The sequence below is a fragment of the Acinetobacter sp. YH12126 genome, from assembly GCF_013418745.1.
In the GTDB taxonomy this organism is placed as follows: domain Bacteria; phylum Pseudomonadota; class Gammaproteobacteria; order Pseudomonadales; family Moraxellaceae; genus Acinetobacter; species Acinetobacter amyesii.
Map to the genome: position 1 here is coordinate 1 of NZ_VPBM01000029.1, position 23,143 is coordinate 23,143.

Sequence of the window (23,143 nt, forward strand, 5' to 3'; positions counted from 1 at the left end):
AAAAATTAGTAAAAACCAAAATGGCAAAATCTGTTTTGGATACAGGATTTTCTGCACTAAAAACAATGCTCAAGTATAAATGCGAGAACGCAGGCGTATTGTTTGAAGAAGTCCAAGAAGCCTATACGACCCAAATCTGTTCGTGCTGCGGTGAGATCACCTCAAGTAGTCCAAAAGGTAGGACAGATCTTGGAATAAGAGAATGGGAGTGCATGAGCTGTGGTACAGCTCATGATCGAGATATAAACTCAGCTCTAAACATTCTTGCGCTTGGGCATAAGCGTCTAGCTGTAGGAATCACCCTCTTTTAAGGGGGTGAGGATGTCAATCAATAGAAAAGCGGACTTAAAGTCCGCTTGTTCAAATCTATATGCAAAGTTGATTATTGAATCACACCACAGGCAATACGGTCACCGCCACCGCCTAGAGGTTTAGGGTCGTCAGAGTAATTATCACCACCGGCATGGACCATGATGGCTAAGCCTTGTACATCCGCCAATTTCAAACGCGGTGCAATTAAATTCACTTTTGCTGTGCCATCCGTTTGAACTTGAAGGATCGGTAAGTCACCCATGTGACCGGTTAACGGTGTACCGTGGTGAGGTGCCGCTTTAGGGTTAAAGTGACCACCTGCAGCAAGAGCAGCACCCGCTTTTCCATCTTTTTCAGCTGGGGCACAAGAGCCTTTTTCATGAATATGGAAACCGTGTGGACCCGGAGGAAGCTGGGTTAAATTGGTATGAATAACCAAGCCAGCAGGGCTATCAACCAAGTTAATTTGACCGATGCTTTGACCAATACCTTGAGCAGTCACGGCATTGACCGTCACGGTTTTTGCATTCAGACCTGTTGAAGTCGAGGTACTCGCACAGCCTGTAAACATCAGGGCACTGACCGCAGCAAGCGCACCGAATTTAAATAGTGAAGACATGTTTGGCATCCTGTCTGTTTTTATGGAGTTTCAACCATTGAAACAGATGCGGATACAGGATGACAGATAATTTAAGTATTTGATTGTAATATTTGTTTAATGAATTCAAGCCTGAATTAAGGTTGTTCAGGCTTATCATCTATATTGTCTAAGTTATGTGCCAACGTTGCTTTGGGCATCATGACGGGTTCAATTTGGGTTTCATGCAACCATTCACGCCAAATGGCTAACAATACTGCCAAAATCACTGGGCCGATAAATAAACCGACAAGACCGAAACTGGCGATCCCACCCAAAACACCAAACATGATTAATAAGAATGGAATCTGCGTTGCCCCTGAAATCACTAAAGGACGAATCACGTTATCGGCTGTACTCACGATACATACACCCCAAGCCATGACGCCAATGGCTTCAATGGTTTGACCTTGTGAAAATAACCACAACGACACAGCGGTATATGAAATTGGTGGGCCAAACGGAATCAGTGCCAACATGAAGGTAATGATGGTTAGTAACATCGGGTTAGGGACATCGGCGACAAAATAGCTCACACCGGCAAGTAAAGCTTGGGCAATGGCGGTGAGACCGATGCCATACACTACGGCACGTGTGGTATCCGAGATGGTGGCAAGATAATGATGAATACGAGGCCCAATGACCATTTCGAGGGCTTTACTGACCTGACTTAAAATGGTTTGACCGTCACGATAGAAGAAAAATAAAGACATCACGGCAAAACACAGCTTAAAGATATTTTTACTGACTTCGCCGACCAAAACTTTACCGTAGTTCAAATGCCCCTGAATCCAAATTTGTACCGATTGAATAATACTGTTTGGGTCATTGTTCAGCTCATGCAGGGTACGACTGACTTCTTTACCAATAAACGGCAGTTGGCGAATAAAATCAGGCACATTGACATGACCAGAGAAAACTTGCTTTTGTAATTCAAAATACAAGTTACGGCCTTCATGTTGTAGCAAGAAGATCGCAAAAATCACCGGCAGACCTACCACGAGCACCACCAGTAAGATCATCAGCGCCGCACTTAGATTTGCACGATTGCCACAAAAACGATGCACCGATTGATACAGCGGCCAAGTCATATAGGCAATAATCGCTGCCCAAACAACGGGCACAATAAAGTATTTGAGTACGCTAAAGCTCAAAAAAATCAGGATAAAAAATAATCCGAACAATAAGACTTTTTGTAATGTAGGTGCGAACGTTGGCAATGCGTGCTCTGATTTTTTCATCATGTTGTGTTCAATCTTAACCGAAAAAAAAGCTCCCGAAAACGAGAGCTTGTTAACTTATGGTGAATATCTTTCAGGCTAGATCCTTGCAAGATTGGCCTTTATATCAGCAAAATGTGGAATGATGGGTTAAAACCACTCGGCTTCGTCTTCAATAATGGCATTGAGCACAGGTTGCCATTGTTGCTGCATGCCGAGGTACAATTTTTGCGTTTTATCAAAAACCGAAAGACCTTGCATGGCAAGTTGACCATAAGCAGTACGTTCAGAAATCCAAGCAACGGGCTGTTGTTCAACTTTATTGAAAAAATCTTGAATTTCTTTGGAATGAGCAGAATTGGGTTTGACACGATTGGCCAGCAATAAGATTTGGACTTTACCTTTACGAATCCGTTTAATTTCTTGTAAATGCTTTAAAAAACGACGGGTCGAGTCGATGTCGAAGAAAGATGGTTGTAGCGGGGTAACGATGGCGTGAGCTTCACTGACCAACTGATCTGCATGTTCACCCGATAACGCACCCGGTGCATCGATAATCAGATATTCAATCCCTTTCGGCACATCACCAATCGACTTTTCATGACGCCAATCTAGGCTCTGAATTGGGGCGGCAGTCTCTGGGCGCTGTTTGAGCCATTGACGTGCAGACTTTTGATTGTCAGCATCTGCCAAGGCCACTTTATAACCTTTTTGCGCAAGTGCAGAGGCTAAACTGATTGCTGTGATGGTTTTGCCACAACCACCTTTTTGATTGGCAATTAATATCGTTTTCATCGACCTAAATAGATTTTATTCTGCTCATCCCTAGCATATCATTGTTTAATGCGGGGAATATGACAAAGAACCAAAGTCTAAGTTTTTTCTATACGTTTCGCTGTAATATATTAAAAAGATTAGGAATTTTAAATGTCTGTCTGGATGGCCATGCTCATTGGCGCGTGTATTGGGATTGTACTGACCACCTTAATTTTAAGTGGCAGTCGCAATGGAAGGATAAAGGCAGAATACGAGCAATATATTGCAGAACTAGAATTGGAACATCAGCAGGCCTTGGCCCATGCACAAAAACGCAGTGTAAATACCAGTCGCGCTGTTTTAAAAGGCAAAATGGCCGAACAAATGGCGCCGATCATGCCCGAATTTCAATATTTACCTAGCGATGCAAAGTTTCTCGGTGACCCGATCGATTATGTGGTTTTTGATGGCTATACCGACTTTCGTGATGGTGATGGACTCGCTGAAGACATCGAAGTGGTGCTGATTGATATTAAAAGTGGTGGCGCACGTTTGACCAAAGGGCAACAAGCGATTGCTCAAGCCATTGCCGAAGGGCGAGTGCGTTTTGAAACTATCCGAATTGATTTTGAGCATATTTAAGCTCGCGTGACTCAGCCTCAGAACCGTCGAAAAGTAATAAGGACAGAATATCCACATGGAAAAACTCTTAGCGACTGCAGCCGTTTTTGCGCTCATGCTGTGGATATGGTCTGAATATTTTCGTGCCATTCCACATTTAGAGCAGACTGGTGTGCTGAAAAATTTTCAGGTCACAGCGACTCAGGCATTTTCCGGTGAATATTTGCTGTTGGATAAACGCTACTACAGTGCCAGTAGTCGTACATTACATCCGGCAGCACCGACCGTGGTGGGTGGCTTTCAAGACTTGGCCTATGTTAGCAATATTGATCTGCTACTGAGTTCAGGCGCAAATGATTTCCAGTCTTTAAAATATCATCTTGAATGGTCGCAGCAGAACCGCTGTTTTAACGTACAAGCGAAAGACGTGCCCTCGACACAAATTGAACAGCTCAAGTCCGAATTGCAAAATGTCAGTGTGATTGCTCAATCCGAAGACGTCGCAAATCGTATTCGCCGTTTAAAATCAGGGGATCGTGTGGAGATTTTGGGTGAATGGGTGGATGTGCATTCCACCAAAACAGGGAAGTCGTATAGCACCTTTAATGTGTTGAATAAAAAGCCCTGTCATATCCTAAAAATTAATGCCATTCGACTAATCAAAGACTAGGTACTTTTAACTAGATTTGATTGTGCTTAAACATGGCCTTGGAAGCTTTAACTCAACTTCTGTGCGCGGGCGAGCAACATGCGCTGTCCAATTTTTGGAATGCCTTCAGCATCAAAATACTGCGTTTCAAAACATTCAAACTGGGCATCTTCAAGCAACTTTTGCATATGACGATCCAGATGACAGCCATCCGCGACTTTCTTTTGAATGGGCGTCAATAAGTGTTGTAACTGCTTAATTTTCCCATTTTCATTGTGTTGTACATGCTCAACCAAATGAAATGTCCCTGTTGGTTTAAGGACGCGGTAGATTTCTTCAAGCGCAGTTTCAATATCGGCAATGCTGCATAAGGTCCATGTACTCACGACATGATCTAGACTTTCATCTGCAAAGGGTAATTTTTCAGCACCGGCTAAAATATGCTGTACCTCAAAGGGCGCGGCATGTACACGTTCAGCAGCTAAATGAAAAATATCAGGATTGGGCTCAAGCGCAAAAACCGTATCGACATTTTGATAAAATGCTAAATTCAAACCAGTACCAAAGCCAATTTCGAGCACCTCACCAGACACGGCTAAAAGGAGTTCGCGTCGTTTATCCATCAGGCTTGGCGCCTGCATGACTTGATTTAAAAGATGCGGAAAAATGTGTTGTTGATAAAATTTATAAATCATAGCGAGTATTGTTGTTGGCTTTTTTTAAAGTGTAATTCATGTCTTTTAAATTTTAAATCATGTGGTAGGGCGTGAATATGGGCCAATTGACTGAATAACAGCATTTTGTTACCAAGTTCATAAGGTTTATGCAGACTGTGTGCGTAATATAGAGTTACAACTAGTGAAAACGACATTCATCAGGCTCAACCTACGCGATTTTAAGCTCATGTTCAGGTTGGGGCATTATGAATAGATGAAGTCGGCTCAATTGCAGAATTAAAATTGAGTAATGTGAAGTATTACAGGGTAAGAGGATAACGCGATGATCAAGCGAATTGCATTAAGTACTGTGCTTGCAGGCTTTTTATTGAATGTCGGTGTCCAAGCGTCTTCAGATTATAATATTGCCAAAGGCTTAGCACCTGCTGCCAAAGGCCAGTCAATTTCCACCTTGAAAGAATTTAAAGGTGATTTCCGAATTTTAGGTTCTAAAACCTATCAAACAGATGAACAAGCAAAATTTTCTCCGATCGATTATGCGGTCAGTTGGGGCTTATTTGCAGAGCCAGAAATTGCTCGTACGATTTCAGTCAATCAATATGACCGTTTCTTAAATTGGAAAATGGATCGTGTTCCTGTACCGCAAAAGCAAGCCATGATGATGGTGTCGAATATGCACATCATTCCTGCAAACCCGCAAATTGCTAAACAAATTACTCAAGTAAAACGTGGCGATCTTGTGCGTTTAAAAGGGGATTTGGTTGAGGTGAAAGACAAAGATTTGGTTTGGACTTCATCTTTGACCCCAACAGATACGGGTGATGGGGCTTGTGAAGTTTTTCGTGTAAGTTCGATTCAGTGGATTGAAAAAGTCAAAGGCTAAACTTCGATTACATCGAGATCGTATTGAAATCGGTGTGCATTAGATTCAAGGTAAAATAATTTGATGATGAAAATGACGATAAAGAAACAGCTTATTTTGAGTCTAATGTTGGCGAGTGGTTTGGCGCTTGGTGGATGTACCAGTATGAGTTCAACTGTAGATGGGAAAACCCATGTATTTACTGAACAGCAAAGTTGTCCGACTTTGCTTGAGATGGATCGTGGACAGACTTTGGAAGTACTGTTAAACGAAAATCCAAGTACTGGTTATGTATGGTCTTTGGCTGAGCAACCGAAACTTTTTAAAGTTGAAGAAGTGTTTCAGTCAGCTCAACAACAAGATGCTGCGGATACGACACCAGTACTAGGCGGAGGCGGTCAAAAAACTTATCGTTTTACCGCAACGACTGCGGGTGAAGAATTACTACATTTGAAGCATGCACGAGCTTGGGAAAAAACCGCGATGGCTGAATGGACTTGCAGAGTTCGAGTGTCTTGATTTGAACCGATGATGAACGATAAAAAAAGCCAGTATTTATACTGGCTTTTTTATTGCAAATGAACTGATTTAAAACGTCCACGTATGTATTATTTCGCGCTCAGCGCTTGACCGTCAAATTGAATACCTTCCCAACCATTTTGCATAAATTGGCGAATGTTTTGGTGGTCAGTTGCGTCTGGTGTCGCCAAAACAGCAGCATAATGTTCAGCAAAAAGACTTAAGGTTTCAGCTTGGTTTAGACCATTCAATTGGGCAAAAGAAAATACTTTGGCACTGCCTTGGTTTTCAGTCGCTGCATTGGCTTGTTTGCCATTGGTAAAAGCGGTTGCTGTGTGGTTATAACGCGCTTCAATAAATGCAATCACATCTGAAAATTTCGCAGTCCCTGCTTGAAGTTGATCTAATAATTCCTGAGCCATAATGTCCTCTTTCAATAAAAAAATACCGCAAAGTGTTGCAGACTATAGCAAGCTTTGGCCCAAACATTTAACACTATTTGCGTAAATTAAATGCGTGTATATTGAAGGGCAACCTTAGGCAGTCTGTTGCCTAAATTGTAGATACCAATGATGTTGAAGTAGGACAACTATGAACTGGCTTTTGGTCGCATGTGGCGGCGCAATTGGGGCAACACTTCGCTATGCAGCAGGACTGTTATTGGCCAAGCCAACAGTACTCTTTCCTTGGGCAACATGGTGGGTGAATATTTTAGGTTGCTTTTGTGCAGGTGTGTTCTTTGCATTTAGCCAAAAATATCCCGTTCTACAAAATGAAGCACGCTTATTGCTTATGGTTGGGATCTTAGGTGGCTTTACCACCTTTTCCAGTTTCGGCTTAGAAACCTTTCAACTGCTTAGACAAGGGCAAAGTGGGCTAGCATTCAGTTATGCTATTTCCAGTGTGGTAATTGGTGTCATCGTATTGGGGCTGGGATATTACTTATTTCAGTCAATTTTAAAAATAGATGTTTAAAACAACGCTTGAAAACCTCAAAATTTCAGACATAAAAAAAAGAAGTTCAGGCTGGAGGAGGGGAACCCTGAACTTCTTCAATGCTTTAATTTTAAAAGCAAAAACTTAATCGAAACTGAACTTATTGTGAGCGTTTGAAACGTGCAAAGCGTTTATTAAAGTTCGCTATACGTCCTTCATTATTCACTTGACGTTGTTCACCTGTATAAAAAGGATGTGATGCACTTGAGATATCGAGCGTCACATAGGGATAAGTTTTGCCTTCAAACTCTTTGGTTTGATTGGTGCTTAAGGTACTGCCAATCACAAAAAAGGCATTGGCATTGGTGTCATGAAAGAGCACTTCACGGTATTCGGGATGGATGTTGGCACGCATTCTTCTGTTCCTTAAATTTATTGATTAAAGTGATGTTATAACATAACAATTAAAAATGCAAATATTGCCTGAAATTCATCAGGCAATCAGCTCTACATGTTCCCTTAAGCGCTAGGTGGGACCAATTCATCAAAGAGATCATTGAGATTGTCATGCACTTTCAAATGAATCAAATTCCAATAATGCCCTGAAACAGTCCGGTTCACCATCAGGGTATCCGGTGATGGTTTAAACACATCCCAGTATTTAAGAGAAGGCTTAATTAATTCTACCCCGTCATGATGTGCTGAGTTTTCAGCAAAGTCGTATTGTGTGGTTAGCGGACGCATCAGTACTTCCAGCCATTGTTCATACAACTCCGCAGGGAATTTACCGAGTTCATTGAGTGAATGTAAGGCATCGAGTTGCTGTTCCATCAGTGGAATATCGTGCTTGCGTGCAGCATTGATCAATTGCTTAAAGTGCGACACGATTTCAGGAGACAGGGTTTTCACACCGCCGTAGTCATATACGATGACTGAACCATCTTGACGAAAGGCGAAGTTGCCCGGATGCGGGTCACAGTGGAAACGTTTAAGGAAGAAAATTTCACGACCAATGGCACGGAATAAGCGCCTTCCCAAGGCATTTCGTTTTTCTTGTGACCATGTGCTGGCAGTTTCTATACTGTCGCCAAGCTCTAGACTTAAAGTCAAAATATGACGTGAAGAATAATCTTTATAGACCTGTGGAATAATGATTTTGTCATCCAACGCACTATGAAAAGCACGGGCCACATCTAAGTTTTGTGCTTCAATTTCATAGTTTAGTTCATTGTCCAAACTGTCCTGAATTTCACGAAATAGCTTGTCTTGTAACTTCCGATCAATTTTCAATACGCCCATCAGACGAAGTGCAAGCCTAACTTGTTTTAAATCACTTTCACAGGCTTCTTCGACACCCGGATATTGCACTTTCACCACCACCTGCTGACCATTAGGTAACACGGCTTTATGCACCTGCCCAATGGATGCAGCGGCAAAAGGTTGTTCTTCAAAACTTTTAAAAATTTGAGCGAGGGGTTTGCCGAGTTCTTGTTCTACTTGGGCCTTAATTTCAGCAAAAGGCATGGCTGGCGCTTGGCGTTGTAATTTACTAATGGCTTTTGCGACTTCAGGTGGAAAAATGTCTTTGTACTGCGAGGCAATTTGTCCGACTTTCATCACCGCACCTTTCATTTCACCCAAAGTGTCTGCAATTTGCAGACCGATGTCCTGAAAAAGTTTACTGCGAGATGCATTTTTCTGTTCTTCATCGGCAGTGATATTGCGGATGGAATTGGAAACGGTTTTAGTAGCAATGCTTGCCGTCATACTGGCAAGTTTCATAAAGCGACGACCCGGTGTGCTAGCCGTTTTTGCCATGTGATGTTCCTCAAGATCATCATTTATTATCTAATACCGATCATAGGCGACAAAACACAAACTGCCTACTTTAAATTGTTAAGACTTTATTTGCATTGATAAAATGATGGGCAAAAATGTAAATACTGAAAATAATTCAGGCAAATTTAAGCCACGTGCTGAATGGTTTAAAATATCGCGTCGCTAGAAGAGAACTGAACGATGAAAGTGTATCGCTATTTAACCGGTAAAGATGATGTCAATTTCTGTGCCCGTGTGACCAAAGCTTTAAATGAAGGCTATGAATTGTATGGATCACCGACCATGAGTTTTAATGGGACAGAGGTGATTGTCGGGCAGGCGATCGTGAAAGACGTAGAGGACGACAGCCAAGTGCCACAAAGTTTAAAAAATGCCATCGAGGCGCTTAATTAGTTGGTTTTTGCTGCTTCGCTCGATTCAGTTTTTTCGAGTTCTAAATGTGGACTGAGATATTTACTGCATTGGTTATGGTGTAAATTTTCATTCAATGTGAGGAGGTTTTGCGTCACGATAAAATCCTGATTATCTGCAGAGGCAAACTTTTGATTGGCCTTGATGAAGTCTTGATAGGTATACGCCATACCAGACTGCTGACAACTTAATTTTAAACGTGCGGTATATGAGTCCGCCTGTTGTTCATGATAAAAGCGAAAGGCTGTCCAAAGTGCTTGATTGATGTAATCAAATTCGGGTTGTGATTGGACTTTGATGGGTGCATGATATAAAGGAAATTCATGTCGGTTGATCGTTTGTTCAGCTTGTAGTGACATGGAAAAGCCTAAGCTCAGACAGAGACTGATCGAGCGAAATACATGGGACATGTTTATTTTCCTCTTCTTCGTGCTTTTTATTTATGGCATTGCTATGCAGGGTGTTAATTTGCATTAATCTTCTGCATAGCGTAGCCGTATTTTTAAGTAACTTTTTAGATGATTTTTTAGGGCTTATCCCGCATGTGCTAAACGTTTATTCATCATAAATAAACGTGTAAGTAGCAGTATACATGCGACAGTCAGGCCCACAATCAGGCCAATCCAAACGCCTGCAGCACCAGTCGTGGTAAAGCGTGCAAGATAGATCCCGACAGGGAAGGCAATGATCCAATACGCGATCATGGTGATCCACATCGGCCCTTTAGTGTCTTGCATACCGCGTAAACACCCTGCGGCACTGACTTGCCATGCGTCCATCAACTGATAGGCAATCGCGAACAAGACCAAATATACAGCAAGCTGAGTCACATCATAGTCATTGGTATAGAGTGACACAATTTCATTACGTAAAAGCCAAAGCAGCAACATGGTAATCAGGGCAAATACCGTCCCTGTCAACATACCGACTTTCTGGACTTTTCGCATAGCCAGCCAGTTCTTTTCCCCATAATAGGTACCGACCCGAATGGTCAGCGCAATCGCTAGTGACATCGGAATCATAAACAATTGCGAGGTAATCGAAATGGCGACTTGATGCGCGGCAATGGTGACTTCGCCCAAAGGACTCAAAACAATAGCGGCTGTACTAAAAATACTGACTTCAAAGAAAATGGCTAAGCCAATAGGAAAGCCAAGTTTTAAGATACGTTTGATCCATTCACTGTTCATTTTTTCAAAAGCAGCGAAAGGTTGGGTCTTTTGATAGGCCGATCCTTTGAAAACGTACATCGCCAAAGCAAAGAACATCAACCATTGTAAAATCGCGGTGGCAAAACCACATCCTGCAGAACCCAATTCAGGGACTGGGCCTAAACCATACATAAAAATAAAGTTTAGTGGAATTAACACCAATAAAGCTAGCAGACTCAGCACAGTGACTGGTCGCGGATGCCCCAAAGCTTCTGAGTAGCCACGTAAAGCTGCGTACATGGTGACAGCAGGCATACCTAAACTAATGGCGTGTAAGAATAAACTCGCCTTCGGCAGCAATGCTTCAGGGACACCCAATAACGGTAAAAGCAGCGGCATGGCTTGTAAGACTAATGCGGCAATGATCCCTAAAAATAATGCGACCCATAACGACTGACGGGCGATGGTGGCAATTTTTTCAGGCGTGCGAGCACCATTGGCTTCGGCCACCAATGGGGTGGTTGCAATCATAATGCCGCTGAACAGCAGCATGACCGGTATCCATAAACCGACCCCGACCGCAATGGCTGCAAGGTCATTGGCGGACATGTGTCCAGCCATGATGGTATCAATGAGACCAAATCCCGCTTGCGCAAACTGCGTGATCAATATCGGGATCATTAAATGAAACAGTTGTTTTAATTCATACTTGCTGCTTGTTACAGCCGTGACAGTAGACACAGAATGTACTCATTTCTTGTGAGGTGCTTAGGAATGAGGTCTTAGCGTTGGAAAGTGAGAAGCACACCAATAAAAATCACCACGCCACCCAATAAGCGTTGCCAGTTAATCGGGGTTTTTTCAGTGCCGAGCAAGCCAAACTGGTCAAATACCATCGACATTAAGATCTGTCCAAAAATAATCAGACCGGAGAGGGATAAAAAACCCAGTTTCGGTGCGGTATAAATACTGATACTGATGGCATAAACACCCAAACATCCCCCCAGCCATAAATACCAAGGGATTTGAGCAAAACTTGCAAAGTCCGGTTTTTCGGCCGATTGAAAAAACACCATAAAGGCGAGGACTATTGTACCAACCAAAAAAGAAAAAAGGGCAGCTTGCAGCGGTGAATATAAATATTCACGCAATTGGCTGTTGATCGCTGTTTGAATGGTCATGGCGATACCAACACCCATCGCGAGCGGCAGTAAGTACAATAAATGGCTGCTTATTTTCATCTTCTAATCATCTAATTCTTCTTAAATTTATTAGTCTACTGTATTGTGGATGAGATTTCATAAGCGCTCTGATGCAGTCATGTTAAAATGCGCTTACTTCTTTTGTTCCTTTTGAGCATTTTCCTTGGTTGAATTAAATCCTGCAGTTGTTCCGTTATCTTTATACATTCACATGCCGTGGTGTGTGCGCAAATGTCCATACTGTGACTTTAATTCGCATGCAGTGCCGAATGGTGAATTGTCTTTAGACTTAGAACAAGAATATTTACAGGCGTTGGTTGAAGACTTTAAAACGCAAGTCGATTTTGCTCAGGGTCGCCTGATTCATAGTGTATTTATTGGTGGGGGTACACCATCGCTCATTTCATCCAAAGGCTATCAATGGTTATTTGCTCAACTCAAAGCGTTAGTGCCATTTGAAGCGGACTGTGAAATTACCTTGGAAGCCAATCCGGGCACGGTTGAGCACGATCCTTTTGCCGGTTATTTAGATGCAGGGATTAATCGTCTATCTATCGGTGTGCAAAGTTTTAATACCGACCAGCTGAAAAAGCTGGGGCGGATTCATTCGAATGATGATGCGATTTCTGCCATTCAGCATGCGCGAGAAGCAGGCTTTGAACGAGTGAATGTTGATTTAATGCATGGCCTTCCTGAGCAAAGTCTAGAACAAGCACTGTTGGATTTAAAACTTGCTGTTGAAAATGGCGCAACGCATGTGTCGTGGTATCAGTTGACCATTGAACCTAATACGGTTTTCTTCCGCACAAAACCGATTTTACCTGTCGATGATGTGCTTGAAGATATTCAAGAACAGGGCGAAGCCTATTTAACAGCGCAAGGCTTTATCAATTATGAAGTATCGGCATGGCGTAAAGAAAAGCCGTCGGCACATAATTTAAATTATTGGCAGTTTGGCGATTATTTGGCGATTGGCGCAGGCGCACATGGCAAAGTGACCATGCCAGACGGGGTGTATCGTTTCCAAAAAACCCGATTGCCGAAAGACTATTTAGCCAAAGTACCTGCTGAACATCTTCAGTTTAAGCGCATCGAAGCAGCCGACATGCCTTTTGAATTTATGATGAATGCACTTCGTTTAAATCATGGGGTGGAAGCCAAGCTATATAGCGAGCGTACAGGGGAAAGTTTAGAGCCGATTGCTGAGTTATTGCTTTCCTTGCAAAAACGTAAATTGATGGTCAATGATCCAACACGTTTGTCTTGTACCGAGCAGGGGCATATCTTTTTAAACTCAGTATTGGAAGAATTCCTGTAATGAAAGCTATGTCAAACTTGTTTTAAAATTTGAGCGACAAGTAATTTTTCATATTTCGAATGTAATTTGCAGAATGTGTATGAAATTATTCAGTTGATAATTGAATTTACATGGCATAAAGGAACTTCAGAAAATGAAATATATTTTAACTGCGACGTTATTAACTATAGCTTTGGTGGGTTGCACTGATAAAAAAGCACCATCAGAACAAAATGTTGCAACAGAGGCAACGGCCACAACTGCACAAAAAAACGATGTTGCAGTAGCTCAAGATGAGCAAGTGATTCACTTTACAGGGCCACAAGATCTAAGCCTTGAGTTAAAAACCAAAGATAATTTTGAAACCGCACATTTGACTGATAATTCTGATCGTGTGTATGAATTGAAACGAGCAGTTTCAGGAAGTGGTGTACGACTTGCCAACGACCAAGGTGTTTCAATTCACTTTAAGAACTTTAATGGTGTGAATGAAGGCACAGTTGAGTTGGTAAAAGATAAACCCATAGAGATTAAAGAATTTATTGCTGATAAAGCAAAGTAAATATTAAAAAAGACCGCATGAGCGGTCTTTTTTTAATTTAGCTTAACGATGTTTCGGTGGCATTGGCGGTAATTTATGCTGCGAAGCAGGTTTGTGTTGATTGCCTTTAAAAGCTACTGCCTTATGATTTTGTTTGGCAAATTTTGCATGAGCTTGTTGATGCTCTTTTTTCACTATTTGCGGCCCAGCAGGTTTGTGATGTGTTGCTTTAGGCGGTACAGGTTTTTTATCGAAGTATGTAGCAGGTGGTGGATTTTTATGATCGAATGCAGGCGCTGCCATTGCAGACATTGTCGCAGTTATTGCAATCAGACCAATCATCAATGAAGACATCAATTTTTCATGGTTACGCTCTCTATGAATCAATGAAGTCATCATAGGGGGAGGCTATGGAGAAGATATGAAGTTGTATGAGATACAAATGTAAAGCTAAAATTATGAAGTTAAATTTACTTTAAGTATTTAATATTTATTAAATAAAATTATGTTTTAGCGATAAGGTGTTCTATTTTTGTTGTAAAATACAACAATATTTCTCCATATAAAGTTCATCTTTATACATTGTTATTACCTCATGAAGAAATTAAGAATACTACTCGTAATTCCTATAGATCAAAATTAAAAGAGAAGACAATAAAAAGACCGCTGAAGCGGTCTTTTTATTGAGTCATTTAACTCGGTTTAAAGCTTAGTAGTCAAAGCTAAAGTGTTCAGGTGCCAAAGAAGTCATGGTCTTCGATGGGTTGACCATTGCTTCAGCGTGACCTTGTGAGCGTGGTAATAGACGTTCAAAGTAGAAGTCAGCCACTTTGATTTTTGCTTTATAGAACTCAGGAACTTCTGCACCATTGCCTTCTGCTAGTTTTTCAGAAGCTACAGCGGCTTGTTGTGCCCAGAAGTAAGCCATCATCACGTAGCCAGAGAACATCAAGAAATCTACAGATGCAGAAGATACGATGTCACGGTCTTTACGTGCAGCAAGCATGATACGAACAGTTAATGCATTCCACTGTGCGCAAAGCTTCGTTAAGTCCCACGCAAAACGACGCATGTATTTGTTACGTGCATGTTGACCACAGAACTTCAAGATTTCTGCTGTGTATTCACGAATCACTTTACCTTTAGAGGTCAACAGAACTTTACGACCAATCAAGTCTAGTGCTTGAACACCGGTTGTGCCTTCGTAGAGAGTAGAGATACGTGAGTCACGAACGATTTGTTCCATGCCCCATTCTTTAATATAACCATGACCACCGTATACTTGCATACCATGGTTTGCAGCTTCATAACCCATTTCGGTTAAGAAACCTTTGAGAATCGGTGTGTAGAAGCCTAAGTGGTCATCATGTGCTTCAAACGCTGCTGTATCACCGCGGGTTAAAGCATCAGTCATTTTGTCCGCAATTTGAGCTGCATAGTAAATCATTGAACGGCCGCCTTCAGCGATCGCTTTTTGAGTTAAAAGCATACGACGTACGTCTGCATGGTGAATAATCGCATCGGCTACCTTTTCAGGATCTTTTTTACCTGAAAGTGCACGCATAGACATACGTTCTTTGGCGTATGGAAGTGCGCCTTGGAATGCCAATTCAGCATGTGCAATACCTTGAATTGCTGTACCAATACGTGCAGTGTTCATGAAGGTGAACATTGCATGTAGGCCTTTGTGTTTTTCACCGATCAAGTAACCAATGGCATTGTCAAAGTTCAGCACAGCTGTTGCCGAAGCACGGATCCCCATTTTGTGTTCAATCGAACCACACGTTACAGGATTGCGTTCGCCCACTGAACCGTCTGCTTTCACAAGGAATTTTGGAACGATGAACAATGAAATCCCTTTAGTACCTGCAGGAGCATCTGGAAGACGAGCAAGTACGATATGCACGATGTTATCTGTTAAATCATGCTCACCCGCAGAGATGAAGATTTTTGTACCAGAAATTGCATAGCTACCGTCAGCTTGAGGTTCCGCTTTGGTTTTTACCTGACCTAAGTCGGTACCGCATTGAGGTTCAGTTAAGCACATGGTGCCTGACCAAGTTCCAGCAACAAGGTTCGGTAAATATTGGTTTTTCTGTTCTTCTGAACCAAATTGTAGAATGGTGTTGATACAACCTACGCTGAGACCCGGATACATTTGGAATGACCAGTTTGCTGTACCCATCATTTCAGATTTGATGAGATTCAACGACTGTGGCAAGTTTTGACCGCCAAATTCTTCAGGGAAAGACAGACCTTGCCAGCCACCCTGTACAAATTGGTCATAGGCTTCTTTAAACCCTTTTGGTGTTTTCACATCACCATTTTCAAAATGACAGCCTTCTTCATCACCCGTATGGTTTAAAGGTGAAAGGATGTTTTCACAAAAATCCGCTGCACCTTCTAAAATCATGTCGACAGTATCTGCATCAGCAGCTTCACCATTAGACAAAGTTTTGTAGTGTGCTGGGTAATCGAGCACTTCATTCATTAAGAAACGAATATCGTGTAAAGGCGCTTTATATGCAGGCATAGTCTTAATCCTAATATCTAAATTTTTTTGGATTATCTGTATTGATGATTTGATTATTCATAATTTCATCCAAAAAACATTGATGAATAAGCCCTTAAAAAATGTCAGAAAGGCGAATTGTAATATTTAACCAACATGTGAAAAGTAAACTTCTGATAGACTTGATGTTGATCTTTTGATCATTTTTTTCTTTTAATAAATCATAAAGAACTTAGGTCTTTCGTACAATTATGCGATTAAAATATATAACACTTTGTTTACTGGGTTTGAGCATTACTGGGTGTGCTCAACATGTCATAAAAACCAATTCAACGGAGCAGTCTCTCGGGCAACAAGCCACTCAAGGCTTAAACGCAATGTTTGAAAATGCCAGTTATGACATGAAAGGGCAATTTTCAATTCAGACCGATATTCAGTTCGATGAAAAAAAGCCTGAAACCAAGTCAAAACCTGCGATAAGCACACAGCCAGAGCTGGATCCTAAACTTAAAAAACAACTGGATCAGTTGATTAAAACCCAAAATATTCCATTTAGCCAAAAAGAAAAGAAACTGCTCTATCAAGCGATTGCCAATGAATCGATCCCACCATCAGCGCGCTATAGCGATGAAGAGGATGGCGTTTCTCCGCAATCTAAAATTGCACAATCACTGCTGAATGTGCTGAATGATTTACAGTTTAGCTATAGCGGTTCAGTACATTTTAGAGAAAAACTTGCCGCCTTAACCTTGCAATTGAGTTATCAAAAACCGACTTTGCAGGTGAATGCACAGTTGCCGATGATCATTGATTTTAATCAACATAAATTTTATACCAACTACTTTGCGTTCATGCCGTTTATGGTAAATCGTGAAAGCCAAAGCAGCTTGGCTTATGTGGATTTTTCAAAACATAAAGAGACGATTGCTCAGTACGATTTGAAAAAATTTGCTGACTATTTAAAACAAATGAATGCTTTGCCCTATGTCTTGGCAGAGCCAAATCAAGTGCAAAATATTGCTTTAACACGTGATGACAAAAATGCAGGGCTGACTAAAAAAATCCGCTATGTGGGTGATCTCGATGCGCTATACACCCAGCTTGAACTTTTCGATTTTGTGAACGCCAACTATTACACCACGCAAATCAAAGGTCAGCGTAATAGTGACGCCGAGCAAGATGAATCTGTGGACGCAGCTGTGCATCACAGTGCTTCCGAAGAGGCGATGGCTGCGGCTGAAGCGGCGGGAGGGACTGCAGTAGCGGCAGCAGTTGAGGATGAAGACTTTGATGAGGCTTATGCATCTGTAGAACGTGTGAATGAGCTGCTCAATGCGAAAATGCATGGCCTGATGTATCACCAACATGAAACGGAAGAAGAACAAACGTCTTCTGCCGCTGAATCTGCTGAATACGCGATTGATACTGCAAGTGCATATGCGGAGGCGACCGCGGGTGATGACGAAGAAACCTATAGTTCGGATACTGAAGTAACCGAAGCTTATGCGGCTTCAGAAGAAGATGATGAAACAGCGAATTTATCTGAGGAAGTCTGTCAGGCCTTGATGAACACCAAACAGGTGCCGATTGGTAAAGTCACACTGTGTCAGGATTATCAAGATGTTCGGGTGATACCGCTGCAAGAAGATTCTGTACCATCGGCCTCTGCTGCGGACGCATCCAATACAGATTCAGAGATTTCGGATGCTGTTGAGCAATTAAAACCAGTATTCCAGCAATATCAAAGTGAACAACTTATCGATGTAAAACAATTCCAGCAATTATGGCAAAAGCATCAAGCTGAAATTGCGCAGGTGCTGAATACACAGGATAAATCATCTTCGAATGTCGTGATGGATGTAGGCTTAGATCATAAAGGCCGAGTCCAAGTAATGGACTATCAATTGGACTTTAATGAGCCACGTTTAGGTCAATTAAAGCTGAAAAGTAGCAACCAAATTTTGAATTATGGCAATGCGACTAAAATTGATCGTCAAGCCATGAAACAGGCAAAATCCATTGAGGAAGTCAGTAAAGATTCACTCTTTGAAAATATGTTGAAAGGCCTGCTTGCGCCAATCACGGGAAATGATCCTCTGCTTGTTGAAGCAGAAACTGCATCGGTCGATGATGTCCGTGCTGCAAATGAAGAAATCGAACTTCCTGAATATCTCAGTACTGTGGCATTGCAAAGTTATAAACGTCATCAATCTGAAGTGAAAGCCTATCAAGCGGCATTTGTCGTGGCATTTGCTAACTATCGCGCTCAGTATGTGCGTTATTACTCAGCCAATGATTTGAATGAAATTGCAGAAGTTTATGCATATCGATTTGTTGATGGCTTAAAAGAGCCAACAGGTAATGCGCTGAGACGTTTAAATCAATTACGTGATAAGCATGCTTTGCATCGCTATCAAGACTTTGATGACTTAGGTTCTTCAGTCAATCATTATGTGCAGTCGGGGATTGGTGAGTACAAAGCTCAGGTTGAGTGGAAACAATTGCAAAAAACCTATAAGACTGATCAGGCGATTTTTGCACATTTATATCAACAAAACTTTTTAGCCAGTTATGAACTGGAAGGAACTGAAAAAGCGCATTTGGTGAAAGCATCAAAAATCTATGCGCAAGCCTTTGCTGATGATATCAAAGGAAAATTATCAGAAGCGTCATTGCAAGGCCTAACAGCAGAACACGAAGAGTTGTTCAGCCAATCGGCTTATTATGAGACTTATAAGGCGATACAAAAACACAAGAACTAAGTTGGATCAAAAAAAGAACCTCAATTGAGGTTCTTTTTTTAGGTGTTTAGCCTGCTCAGAAAGTAAATTGAGCAAATCATTTTGAATTATAGAAAGTCTTTTAGATCAGGTTTGACGCCATTCCAAATGGAAAAAGATTCAATCGCTTGACCAACCAACATGCCAAAACCTTCTGAGGTTGGAACGTGGCGTGCTTTGGCTTGATCCAAAAACGTCGACGGTTTGCCATAGGCCATTTCATAGGCGTGCGTGAATTGTAAAGCTTCAGGCAAAATCAGTGCATCACCCGTTAAGCTGGCCGATGTGGCATTAATCACCAGATCAAATTGACCTGCTAAGTCAGTGAGGGCAATGGCTGCAAGTTCGGCATTGGGGACAGCAGTTTTTAAGTCAGCGACCAATTGTTCAGCACGCGCTAAAGTCCGGTTGGCAATCACGATTTTTTTGGCCCCAGCTTGTACCAGTGGGTAAATCACGCCACGTGTTGCACCACCTGCACCAATGATCAATATATCGCTCTGTTCTAAATTCCAATCTAAGGCATGAATGGCATTCACCAAGCCTTGACCATCAGTATTATCACCGTGTAATTGACCATCTTGCATCCAAAGTGTATTGACCGCACCTGCAATTTTGGCACGTTCAGTAAGGACGGCACATTGTGCATACGCTTGTTCTTTAAACGGAACAGTGACATTCATACCGATACCACCTTCGGCAAAGAAGGATTCGACACTGTGCTGAAAACCATCGAGTGGCGCAAGTCGTTTGCTGTACTGAATGTCGAGGCCTGTTTTTTCAGCAAAGGCATGATGAAGTTCAGGTGAGCGTGATTGTTCAATCGGGTTGCCAATCACGGCAAATTGTTTGCTCATTGCACAGCGTCCATGTAGATGTGAAAGAGCAGACAATATACGCCAAATGTGATGATGGCTAAAGTTCGGGCAGTCTTAAAATCGTGAAATAAAGGAGGAAAATTAAGGATTACAAATATCTAAGACGCTTTGAATCAAGATGCTCGCAGCACTGATGACTAGACCAATCAAGGCAACGACCATGAAGCCAATAGCCAAATTATCATTCAAAGAGGTTTCGGAAAAAATATTAGTACTGATAGCGCTGATCAGCACAACAGCAAAGCTCCAAAACACCAAGGCAGTAAGACTGACTGCTTTTTTATTGAGTGTTTGATGTGTCATGTGCGTTGTACTCCGTACAAGAAAGTTACAGCCATGAGTTTATTGACACATTGTGCAATGACATAGCGTAAAGCTGTTTAAAAGATGTGTCATTGTTGAGCAATATGATTACAAAGTAAATGCTTAAAAAATTTATTTATGCATCAAGATATTACCTAGAAATATAAATACTTTAATTAAAAGGCAATGAAAAGCCCCTGATGGACAGAGGCAAATACATGTCTATCTATTTTATTTCAATATATTAAGCCAATCATGCGGTTTTAAATAAAAGTCGGTGAGCTTTTTCTCTGGAGAATTTTCTTCCCATTCAGGACGATACGACCAGCCCGCCAAAGGTGGCATACTTACTAAAATGGATTCAATACGCCCACCAGTTTGTAAACCAAATAAGGTGCCACGGTCATACACTAGGTTATATTCAACGTAACGACCACGACGGTAAAGTTGGAAGTCTCGTTGTGCTTCGGTATAGGCTTTGTCTTGGTTTCTTTGGAAGATCGGTAAAATTGCCTCTAAATAACCATTACCGACGGCCTGCATATATTTGAAACAGGTTTCAAAGTCCCATTGGTTGAGATCATCAAAGAATAAACCACCCACACCACGTTGTTCATCACGGTGTTTTAGATAGAAATAGTCATCACACCATTTTTTATGTTCTTCATAGAGCGTATCGCTAAATGGGGCACAAAGATCATGGGCAGTTTGATGCCAAGACAAGACATCTTCATCATTTGGATAAAATGGAGTGAGGTCAAAACCACCGCCAAACCACCAAATCGGATCTTGTCCTTCTTTTTCGGCGACAAATAAACGCACATTGGCATGTGAGGTTGGGACGTTGGGGTTTTTCGGGTGAATTACCAACGACACGCCCATGGCTTGTGCTTTTGCACCTGCAATAGCGGGATGGCGTTCAGTCGCAGAGGCGGGTAATTTTGAAATATTGATGTGCGAGAACATCACACCGCCTTTTTCAATCACCGTTCCATTTTGAAGAACACGTGAGCGACCACCACCACCTTCAGGGCGTTCCCAGTCATCGATCGCAAATTCGGCACTTCCGCCACCAGCACGTTCTTGCTGTTCCAATGCGGCACAAATCCGTGCCTGTAAATCGCGAAGGAATTCATCTACACGTTGAATATCGGCTGAAGTTGGATTCTGCATGGTGACCTTTATTAAAATAATTTAAAGATAAGTGTCATCAAAGCATAAATTAGGTGAAAACTTAAGGCATTTTTCCCGATACTCAGCATCGGATCTTTGCTTTAAATCTAGAAATTTAGCGATTAAACCAAAAGTTCCTACGTAGTGAGCAGAAGTCCTTAGGCCAAAATTGGGCCTATTCCGACAAATTTGCTAGGTTGAATTCACTTCTGAAGCTCAGCACAATAATCATCAGGTAGATTTAAATTGAATCTCATTGATTGAAATGGTGCATCGATGTCTCAGCAGGCGAGTTCTTTAATTCAAAAATATAATGTACCGGGTCCACGCTATACCAGTTATCCAACCGTGCCGTATTGGGAGGAAGCTGAGTTTTCATTGCAACAGTGGAAACAGGGATTAAAGCGTTCATTTGATGAGAGCAATCACAGTGAAGGCATCAGTCTGTACATTCATCTGCCATTTTGTGAAAGCTTATGTACGTTTTGTGGTTGCCATAAAAAAGTCACAAAAAAGCATGAGATGGAGCAGCCTTATATTCAGGCGGTGCTGAAAGAATGGGACTTATATTGTCAGCTCTTGGTCGACCGGCCAATAATTAAAGAAATTCATTTGGGCGGGGGAACGCCTACTTTCTTTTCTCCTGAGCATCTCACCCAGTTGATTCAAGGCATTCTAGTGCATGCTGATATTGCCGATACACATGAGTTTAGCTTTGAAGGGCATCCGAACAATACCACACGTGAGCATTTACAAGCTTTGTATGATGTTGGTTTTCGACGCGTAAGTTATGGAGTGCAGGATTATAATGAGAAGGTGCAAAAAGCCATCCACCGTATTCAGCCCTTTGCACATGTTGAACAAGTGACACAGTGGGCACGTGATATTGGCTATACCTCTATTTCGCATGACTTGGTTTTTGGTTTGCCATTTCAGGATTTAAACGACGTGTTGCATACCATTGAACAGACCAATCGTTTGATGCCAGATCGCCTAGCCTTTTATAGCTATGCACATGTGCCGTGGATTAAGGGCAATGGTCAGCGTGGGTTTAAAGATGCCGATGTCCCGAAAGATGATTTAAAGCGTCAATGCTATGAAGAAGGTAAAAAACAGCTACTGGCGCAAGGCTATCATGAAATTGGGATGGATCATTTTGCATTAACCCAAGATCCGATGTATCAAGCTTTTCAGCAGGGCAGTTTGCACCGTAATTTTATGGGCTATACCGCATCGAAAACCCAACTGATGATTGGTCTCGGCTTATCTTCGATCAGTGATAGTTGGTACAGCTTTGCACAAAATGAAAAGAAAATTGAAGACTATTATTCACGTTTAGAGCAAAACCAAATTCCTGTTTATCGAGGTCATGTGCTGACTGAAGAAGACTTGATTATCCGTAAACATATTCTCAATTTGATGTGTACCTTTCAAACTTCTTGGGCAGGTCCAGAAATGCAATTTCCTGAGCTTGATGAAGTATTAGCGCAATTGGCTGAAATGCAAGAAGATGGCTTGCTCGAGATTTTTGATCAGCACATTCAGGTGAGTGATGCAGGCAAGCCTTTTGTCCGTAATATCTGCATGGCTTTTGATTTACGATTAAAACGTCGTGTTCCTGAAAATCGTATTTTTTCGATGACGATTTGAATCTCCCCTAACCCCTCTTTAATAAAGAGGGGGAAGCCTCCCTTTTGTAAAGGGAGGTTTGGAGGGATTAATTTATGGAGAATTTAAAGGATTTTTCTCTGTACACGACAAATTTCACAGAACCCTTATCCTATCAGGATTCTGCTTTCTTAAAATTGCCAAAATTTCCTTAAACTCTTCTTTTTTCCCAAAACCAATTAAACGCTGAATCGCCATT

26 protein-coding genes are annotated in these 23,143 nt (G+C 41.7%); 11 read left to right on the forward strand and 15 right to left on the reverse strand.

All coding sequences use genetic code 11. From position 1 onward, the window contains the following. On the forward strand, positions 1-311 hold a 311-nt coding region (locus FTU62_RS16230), incomplete at its 5' end, for an RNA-guided endonuclease TnpB family protein (RefSeq protein WP_180103213.1). 71 nt (positions 312-382) lie between these two features. On the opposite strand, the gene sodC is transcribed toward FTU62_RS16230, so the two are convergent. From sodC to FTU62_RS16245, 3 genes are all read right to left on the reverse strand, one after another. Beyond that, positions 383-931 (reverse strand): superoxide dismutase family protein, encoded by a 549-nt coding sequence (sodC, locus tag FTU62_RS16235; protein ID WP_180026077.1) that lies wholly within the window; start codon positions 929-931, stop codon positions 383-385. A 116-nt stretch (positions 932-1,047) separates the two neighbouring features. Next, positions 1,048-2,169 (reverse strand): AI-2E family transporter, encoded by a 1,122-nt coding sequence (locus FTU62_RS16240; protein WP_180084640.1) that lies wholly within the window; start codon positions 2,167-2,169, stop codon positions 1,048-1,050. 150 nt (positions 2,170-2,319) lie between these two features. Continuing rightward, positions 2,320-2,964: a ParA family protein gene (locus FTU62_RS16245; RefSeq protein WP_180035641.1), complete on the reverse strand. Its 645-nt coding sequence runs from the start codon at positions 2,962-2,964 to the stop codon at positions 2,320-2,322. A 132-nt stretch (positions 2,965-3,096) separates the two neighbouring features. On the opposite strand from FTU62_RS16245, the gene FTU62_RS16250 reads away from it, so the two are divergent. Further along, positions 3,097-3,567, forward strand: coding sequence for a Holliday junction resolvase-like protein (locus FTU62_RS16250; protein ID WP_078192492.1), 471 nt, complete (start codon positions 3,097-3,099; stop codon positions 3,565-3,567). Between the two features lie 55 nt (positions 3,568-3,622). Then, positions 3,623-4,216, forward strand: coding sequence for a hypothetical protein (locus tag FTU62_RS16255; RefSeq protein WP_180010496.1), 594 nt, complete (start codon positions 3,623-3,625; stop codon positions 4,214-4,216). Positions 4,217-4,263: 47 nt separating this feature from the next. Here FTU62_RS16255 and FTU62_RS16260 read toward each other — a convergent pair whose 3' ends face one another. Next, on the reverse strand, positions 4,264-4,890 hold the full coding sequence (locus FTU62_RS16260; protein WP_180103214.1) for a class I SAM-dependent methyltransferase: 627 nt from the start codon (positions 4,888-4,890) through the stop codon (positions 4,264-4,266). A 304-nt stretch (positions 4,891-5,194) separates the two neighbouring features. Between FTU62_RS16260 and FTU62_RS16265 the strand changes: the two genes are divergently transcribed. Both FTU62_RS16265 and FTU62_RS16270 read left to right on the forward strand, forming a co-directional pair. Continuing rightward, on the forward strand, positions 5,195-5,755 hold the full coding sequence (locus FTU62_RS16265; protein ID WP_078189325.1) for a hypothetical protein: 561 nt from the start codon (positions 5,195-5,197) through the stop codon (positions 5,753-5,755). Between the two features lie 72 nt (positions 5,756-5,827). Beyond that, positions 5,828-6,253 (forward strand): protease inhibitor I42 family protein, encoded by a 426-nt coding sequence (locus tag FTU62_RS16270; RefSeq protein ID WP_257223251.1) that lies wholly within the window; start codon positions 5,828-5,830, stop codon positions 6,251-6,253. Positions 6,254-6,342: 89 nt separating this feature from the next. On the opposite strand, the gene FTU62_RS16275 is transcribed toward FTU62_RS16270, so the two are convergent. Beyond that, positions 6,343-6,675 (reverse strand): HopJ type III effector protein, encoded by a 333-nt coding sequence (locus FTU62_RS16275; RefSeq protein WP_078189323.1) that lies wholly within the window; start codon positions 6,673-6,675, stop codon positions 6,343-6,345. Between the two features lie 169 nt (positions 6,676-6,844). Between FTU62_RS16275 and crcB the strand changes: the two genes are divergently transcribed. Next, positions 6,845-7,228 (forward strand): fluoride efflux transporter CrcB, encoded by a 384-nt coding sequence (gene crcB / locus FTU62_RS16280; RefSeq protein ID WP_078189322.1) that lies wholly within the window; start codon positions 6,845-6,847, stop codon positions 7,226-7,228. A 121-nt stretch (positions 7,229-7,349) separates the two neighbouring features. Here the strand turns inward: crcB and FTU62_RS16285 are convergent, their stop codons facing one another. Together FTU62_RS16285 and FTU62_RS16290 are read right to left on the reverse strand one after the other, a co-directional pair. Further along, a complete protein-coding gene (locus tag FTU62_RS16285; protein WP_078189321.1) occupies positions 7,350-7,604 on the reverse strand; it encodes a type B 50S ribosomal protein L31 in 255 nt (84 codons plus the stop codon). 104 nt (positions 7,605-7,708) lie between these two features. Further along, on the reverse strand, positions 7,709-9,007 hold the full coding sequence (locus tag FTU62_RS16290; RefSeq protein WP_180103215.1) for an AarF/ABC1/UbiB kinase family protein: 1,299 nt from the start codon (positions 9,005-9,007) through the stop codon (positions 7,709-7,711). Positions 9,008-9,208: 201 nt separating this feature from the next. Here FTU62_RS16290 and FTU62_RS16295 point away from each other — a divergent pair, with 201 nt between their 5' ends. Further along, positions 9,209-9,421: a DUF1737 domain-containing protein gene (locus FTU62_RS16295; protein ID WP_180010499.1), complete on the forward strand. Its 213-nt coding sequence runs from the start codon at positions 9,209-9,211 to the stop codon at positions 9,419-9,421. Here the strand turns inward: FTU62_RS16295 and FTU62_RS16300 are convergent. From FTU62_RS16300 to FTU62_RS16310, 3 genes are all read right to left on the reverse strand, one after another. Further along, complete coding sequence (locus FTU62_RS16300; RefSeq protein WP_180103216.1) at positions 9,418-9,849, reverse strand: hypothetical protein; 432 nt, start codon at positions 9,847-9,849, stop codon at positions 9,418-9,420. The two genes, FTU62_RS16295 and FTU62_RS16300, sit on opposite strands and share 4 nt — an antisense overlap. 123 nt (positions 9,850-9,972) lie before the next feature. Then, on the reverse strand, positions 9,973-11,331 hold the full coding sequence (locus tag FTU62_RS16305; protein WP_111884188.1) for an MATE family efflux transporter: 1,359 nt from the start codon (positions 11,329-11,331) through the stop codon (positions 9,973-9,975). A 41-nt stretch (positions 11,332-11,372) separates the two neighbouring features. Then, a complete protein-coding gene (locus tag FTU62_RS16310) occupies positions 11,373-11,831 on the reverse strand; it encodes a DMT family transporter (protein WP_078192485.1) in 459 nt (152 codons plus the stop codon). A gap of 124 nt (positions 11,832-11,955) precedes the next feature. Between FTU62_RS16310 and hemW the strand changes: the two genes are divergently transcribed. Then, positions 11,956-13,110 carry a radical SAM family heme chaperone HemW gene (hemW, locus tag FTU62_RS16315; RefSeq protein WP_180103217.1) on the forward strand — a complete coding sequence of 385 codons (1,155 nt, stop codon included), beginning with the start codon at positions 11,956-11,958 and terminating at the stop codon, positions 13,108-13,110. A 133-nt stretch (positions 13,111-13,243) separates the two neighbouring features. Then, positions 13,244-13,651 (forward strand): hypothetical protein, encoded by a 408-nt coding sequence (locus FTU62_RS16320; RefSeq protein ID WP_180103218.1) that lies wholly within the window; start codon positions 13,244-13,246, stop codon positions 13,649-13,651. Positions 13,652-13,693: 42 nt separating this feature from the next. Here FTU62_RS16320 and FTU62_RS16325 read toward each other — a convergent pair whose 3' ends face one another. Next, positions 13,694-14,029, reverse strand: coding sequence for a hypothetical protein (locus FTU62_RS16325; RefSeq protein WP_180103219.1), 336 nt, complete (start codon positions 14,027-14,029; stop codon positions 13,694-13,696). A 310-nt stretch (positions 14,030-14,339) separates the two neighbouring features. Next, positions 14,340-16,163 (reverse strand): acyl-CoA dehydrogenase C-terminal domain-containing protein, encoded by a 1,824-nt coding sequence (locus FTU62_RS16330; protein WP_180103220.1) that lies wholly within the window; start codon positions 16,161-16,163, stop codon positions 14,340-14,342. Between the two features lie 230 nt (positions 16,164-16,393). Between FTU62_RS16330 and FTU62_RS16335 the strand changes: the two genes are divergently transcribed. Then, positions 16,394-18,904, forward strand: a complete 2,511-nt coding sequence (locus FTU62_RS16335; RefSeq protein ID WP_180103221.1) for a hypothetical protein — start codon at positions 16,394-16,396, stop codon at positions 18,902-18,904. 86 nt (positions 18,905-18,990) lie between these two features. Here FTU62_RS16335 and aroE read toward each other — a convergent pair whose 3' ends face one another. The 3 genes from aroE to hemF form a co-directional block, all read right to left on the reverse strand. Further along, positions 18,991-19,779 (reverse strand): shikimate dehydrogenase, encoded by a 789-nt coding sequence (gene aroE / locus FTU62_RS16340; protein WP_180103222.1) that lies wholly within the window; start codon positions 19,777-19,779, stop codon positions 18,991-18,993. A gap of 102 nt (positions 19,780-19,881) precedes the next feature. Then, a complete protein-coding gene (locus FTU62_RS16345) occupies positions 19,882-20,103 on the reverse strand; it encodes a hypothetical protein (protein ID WP_078189308.1) in 222 nt (73 codons plus the stop codon). Between the two features lie 231 nt (positions 20,104-20,334). Beyond that, positions 20,335-21,276 (reverse strand): oxygen-dependent coproporphyrinogen oxidase, encoded by a 942-nt coding sequence (gene hemF / locus FTU62_RS16350; RefSeq protein WP_180103223.1) that lies wholly within the window; start codon positions 21,274-21,276, stop codon positions 20,335-20,337. Positions 21,277-21,552: 276 nt separating this feature from the next. Here hemF and hemN point away from each other — a divergent pair, with 276 nt between their 5' ends. After that, complete coding sequence (hemN, locus tag FTU62_RS16355) at positions 21,553-22,926, forward strand: oxygen-independent coproporphyrinogen III oxidase (protein WP_180103224.1); 1,374 nt, start codon at positions 21,553-21,555, stop codon at positions 22,924-22,926. Positions 22,927-23,143: the final 217 nt, after the last annotated feature.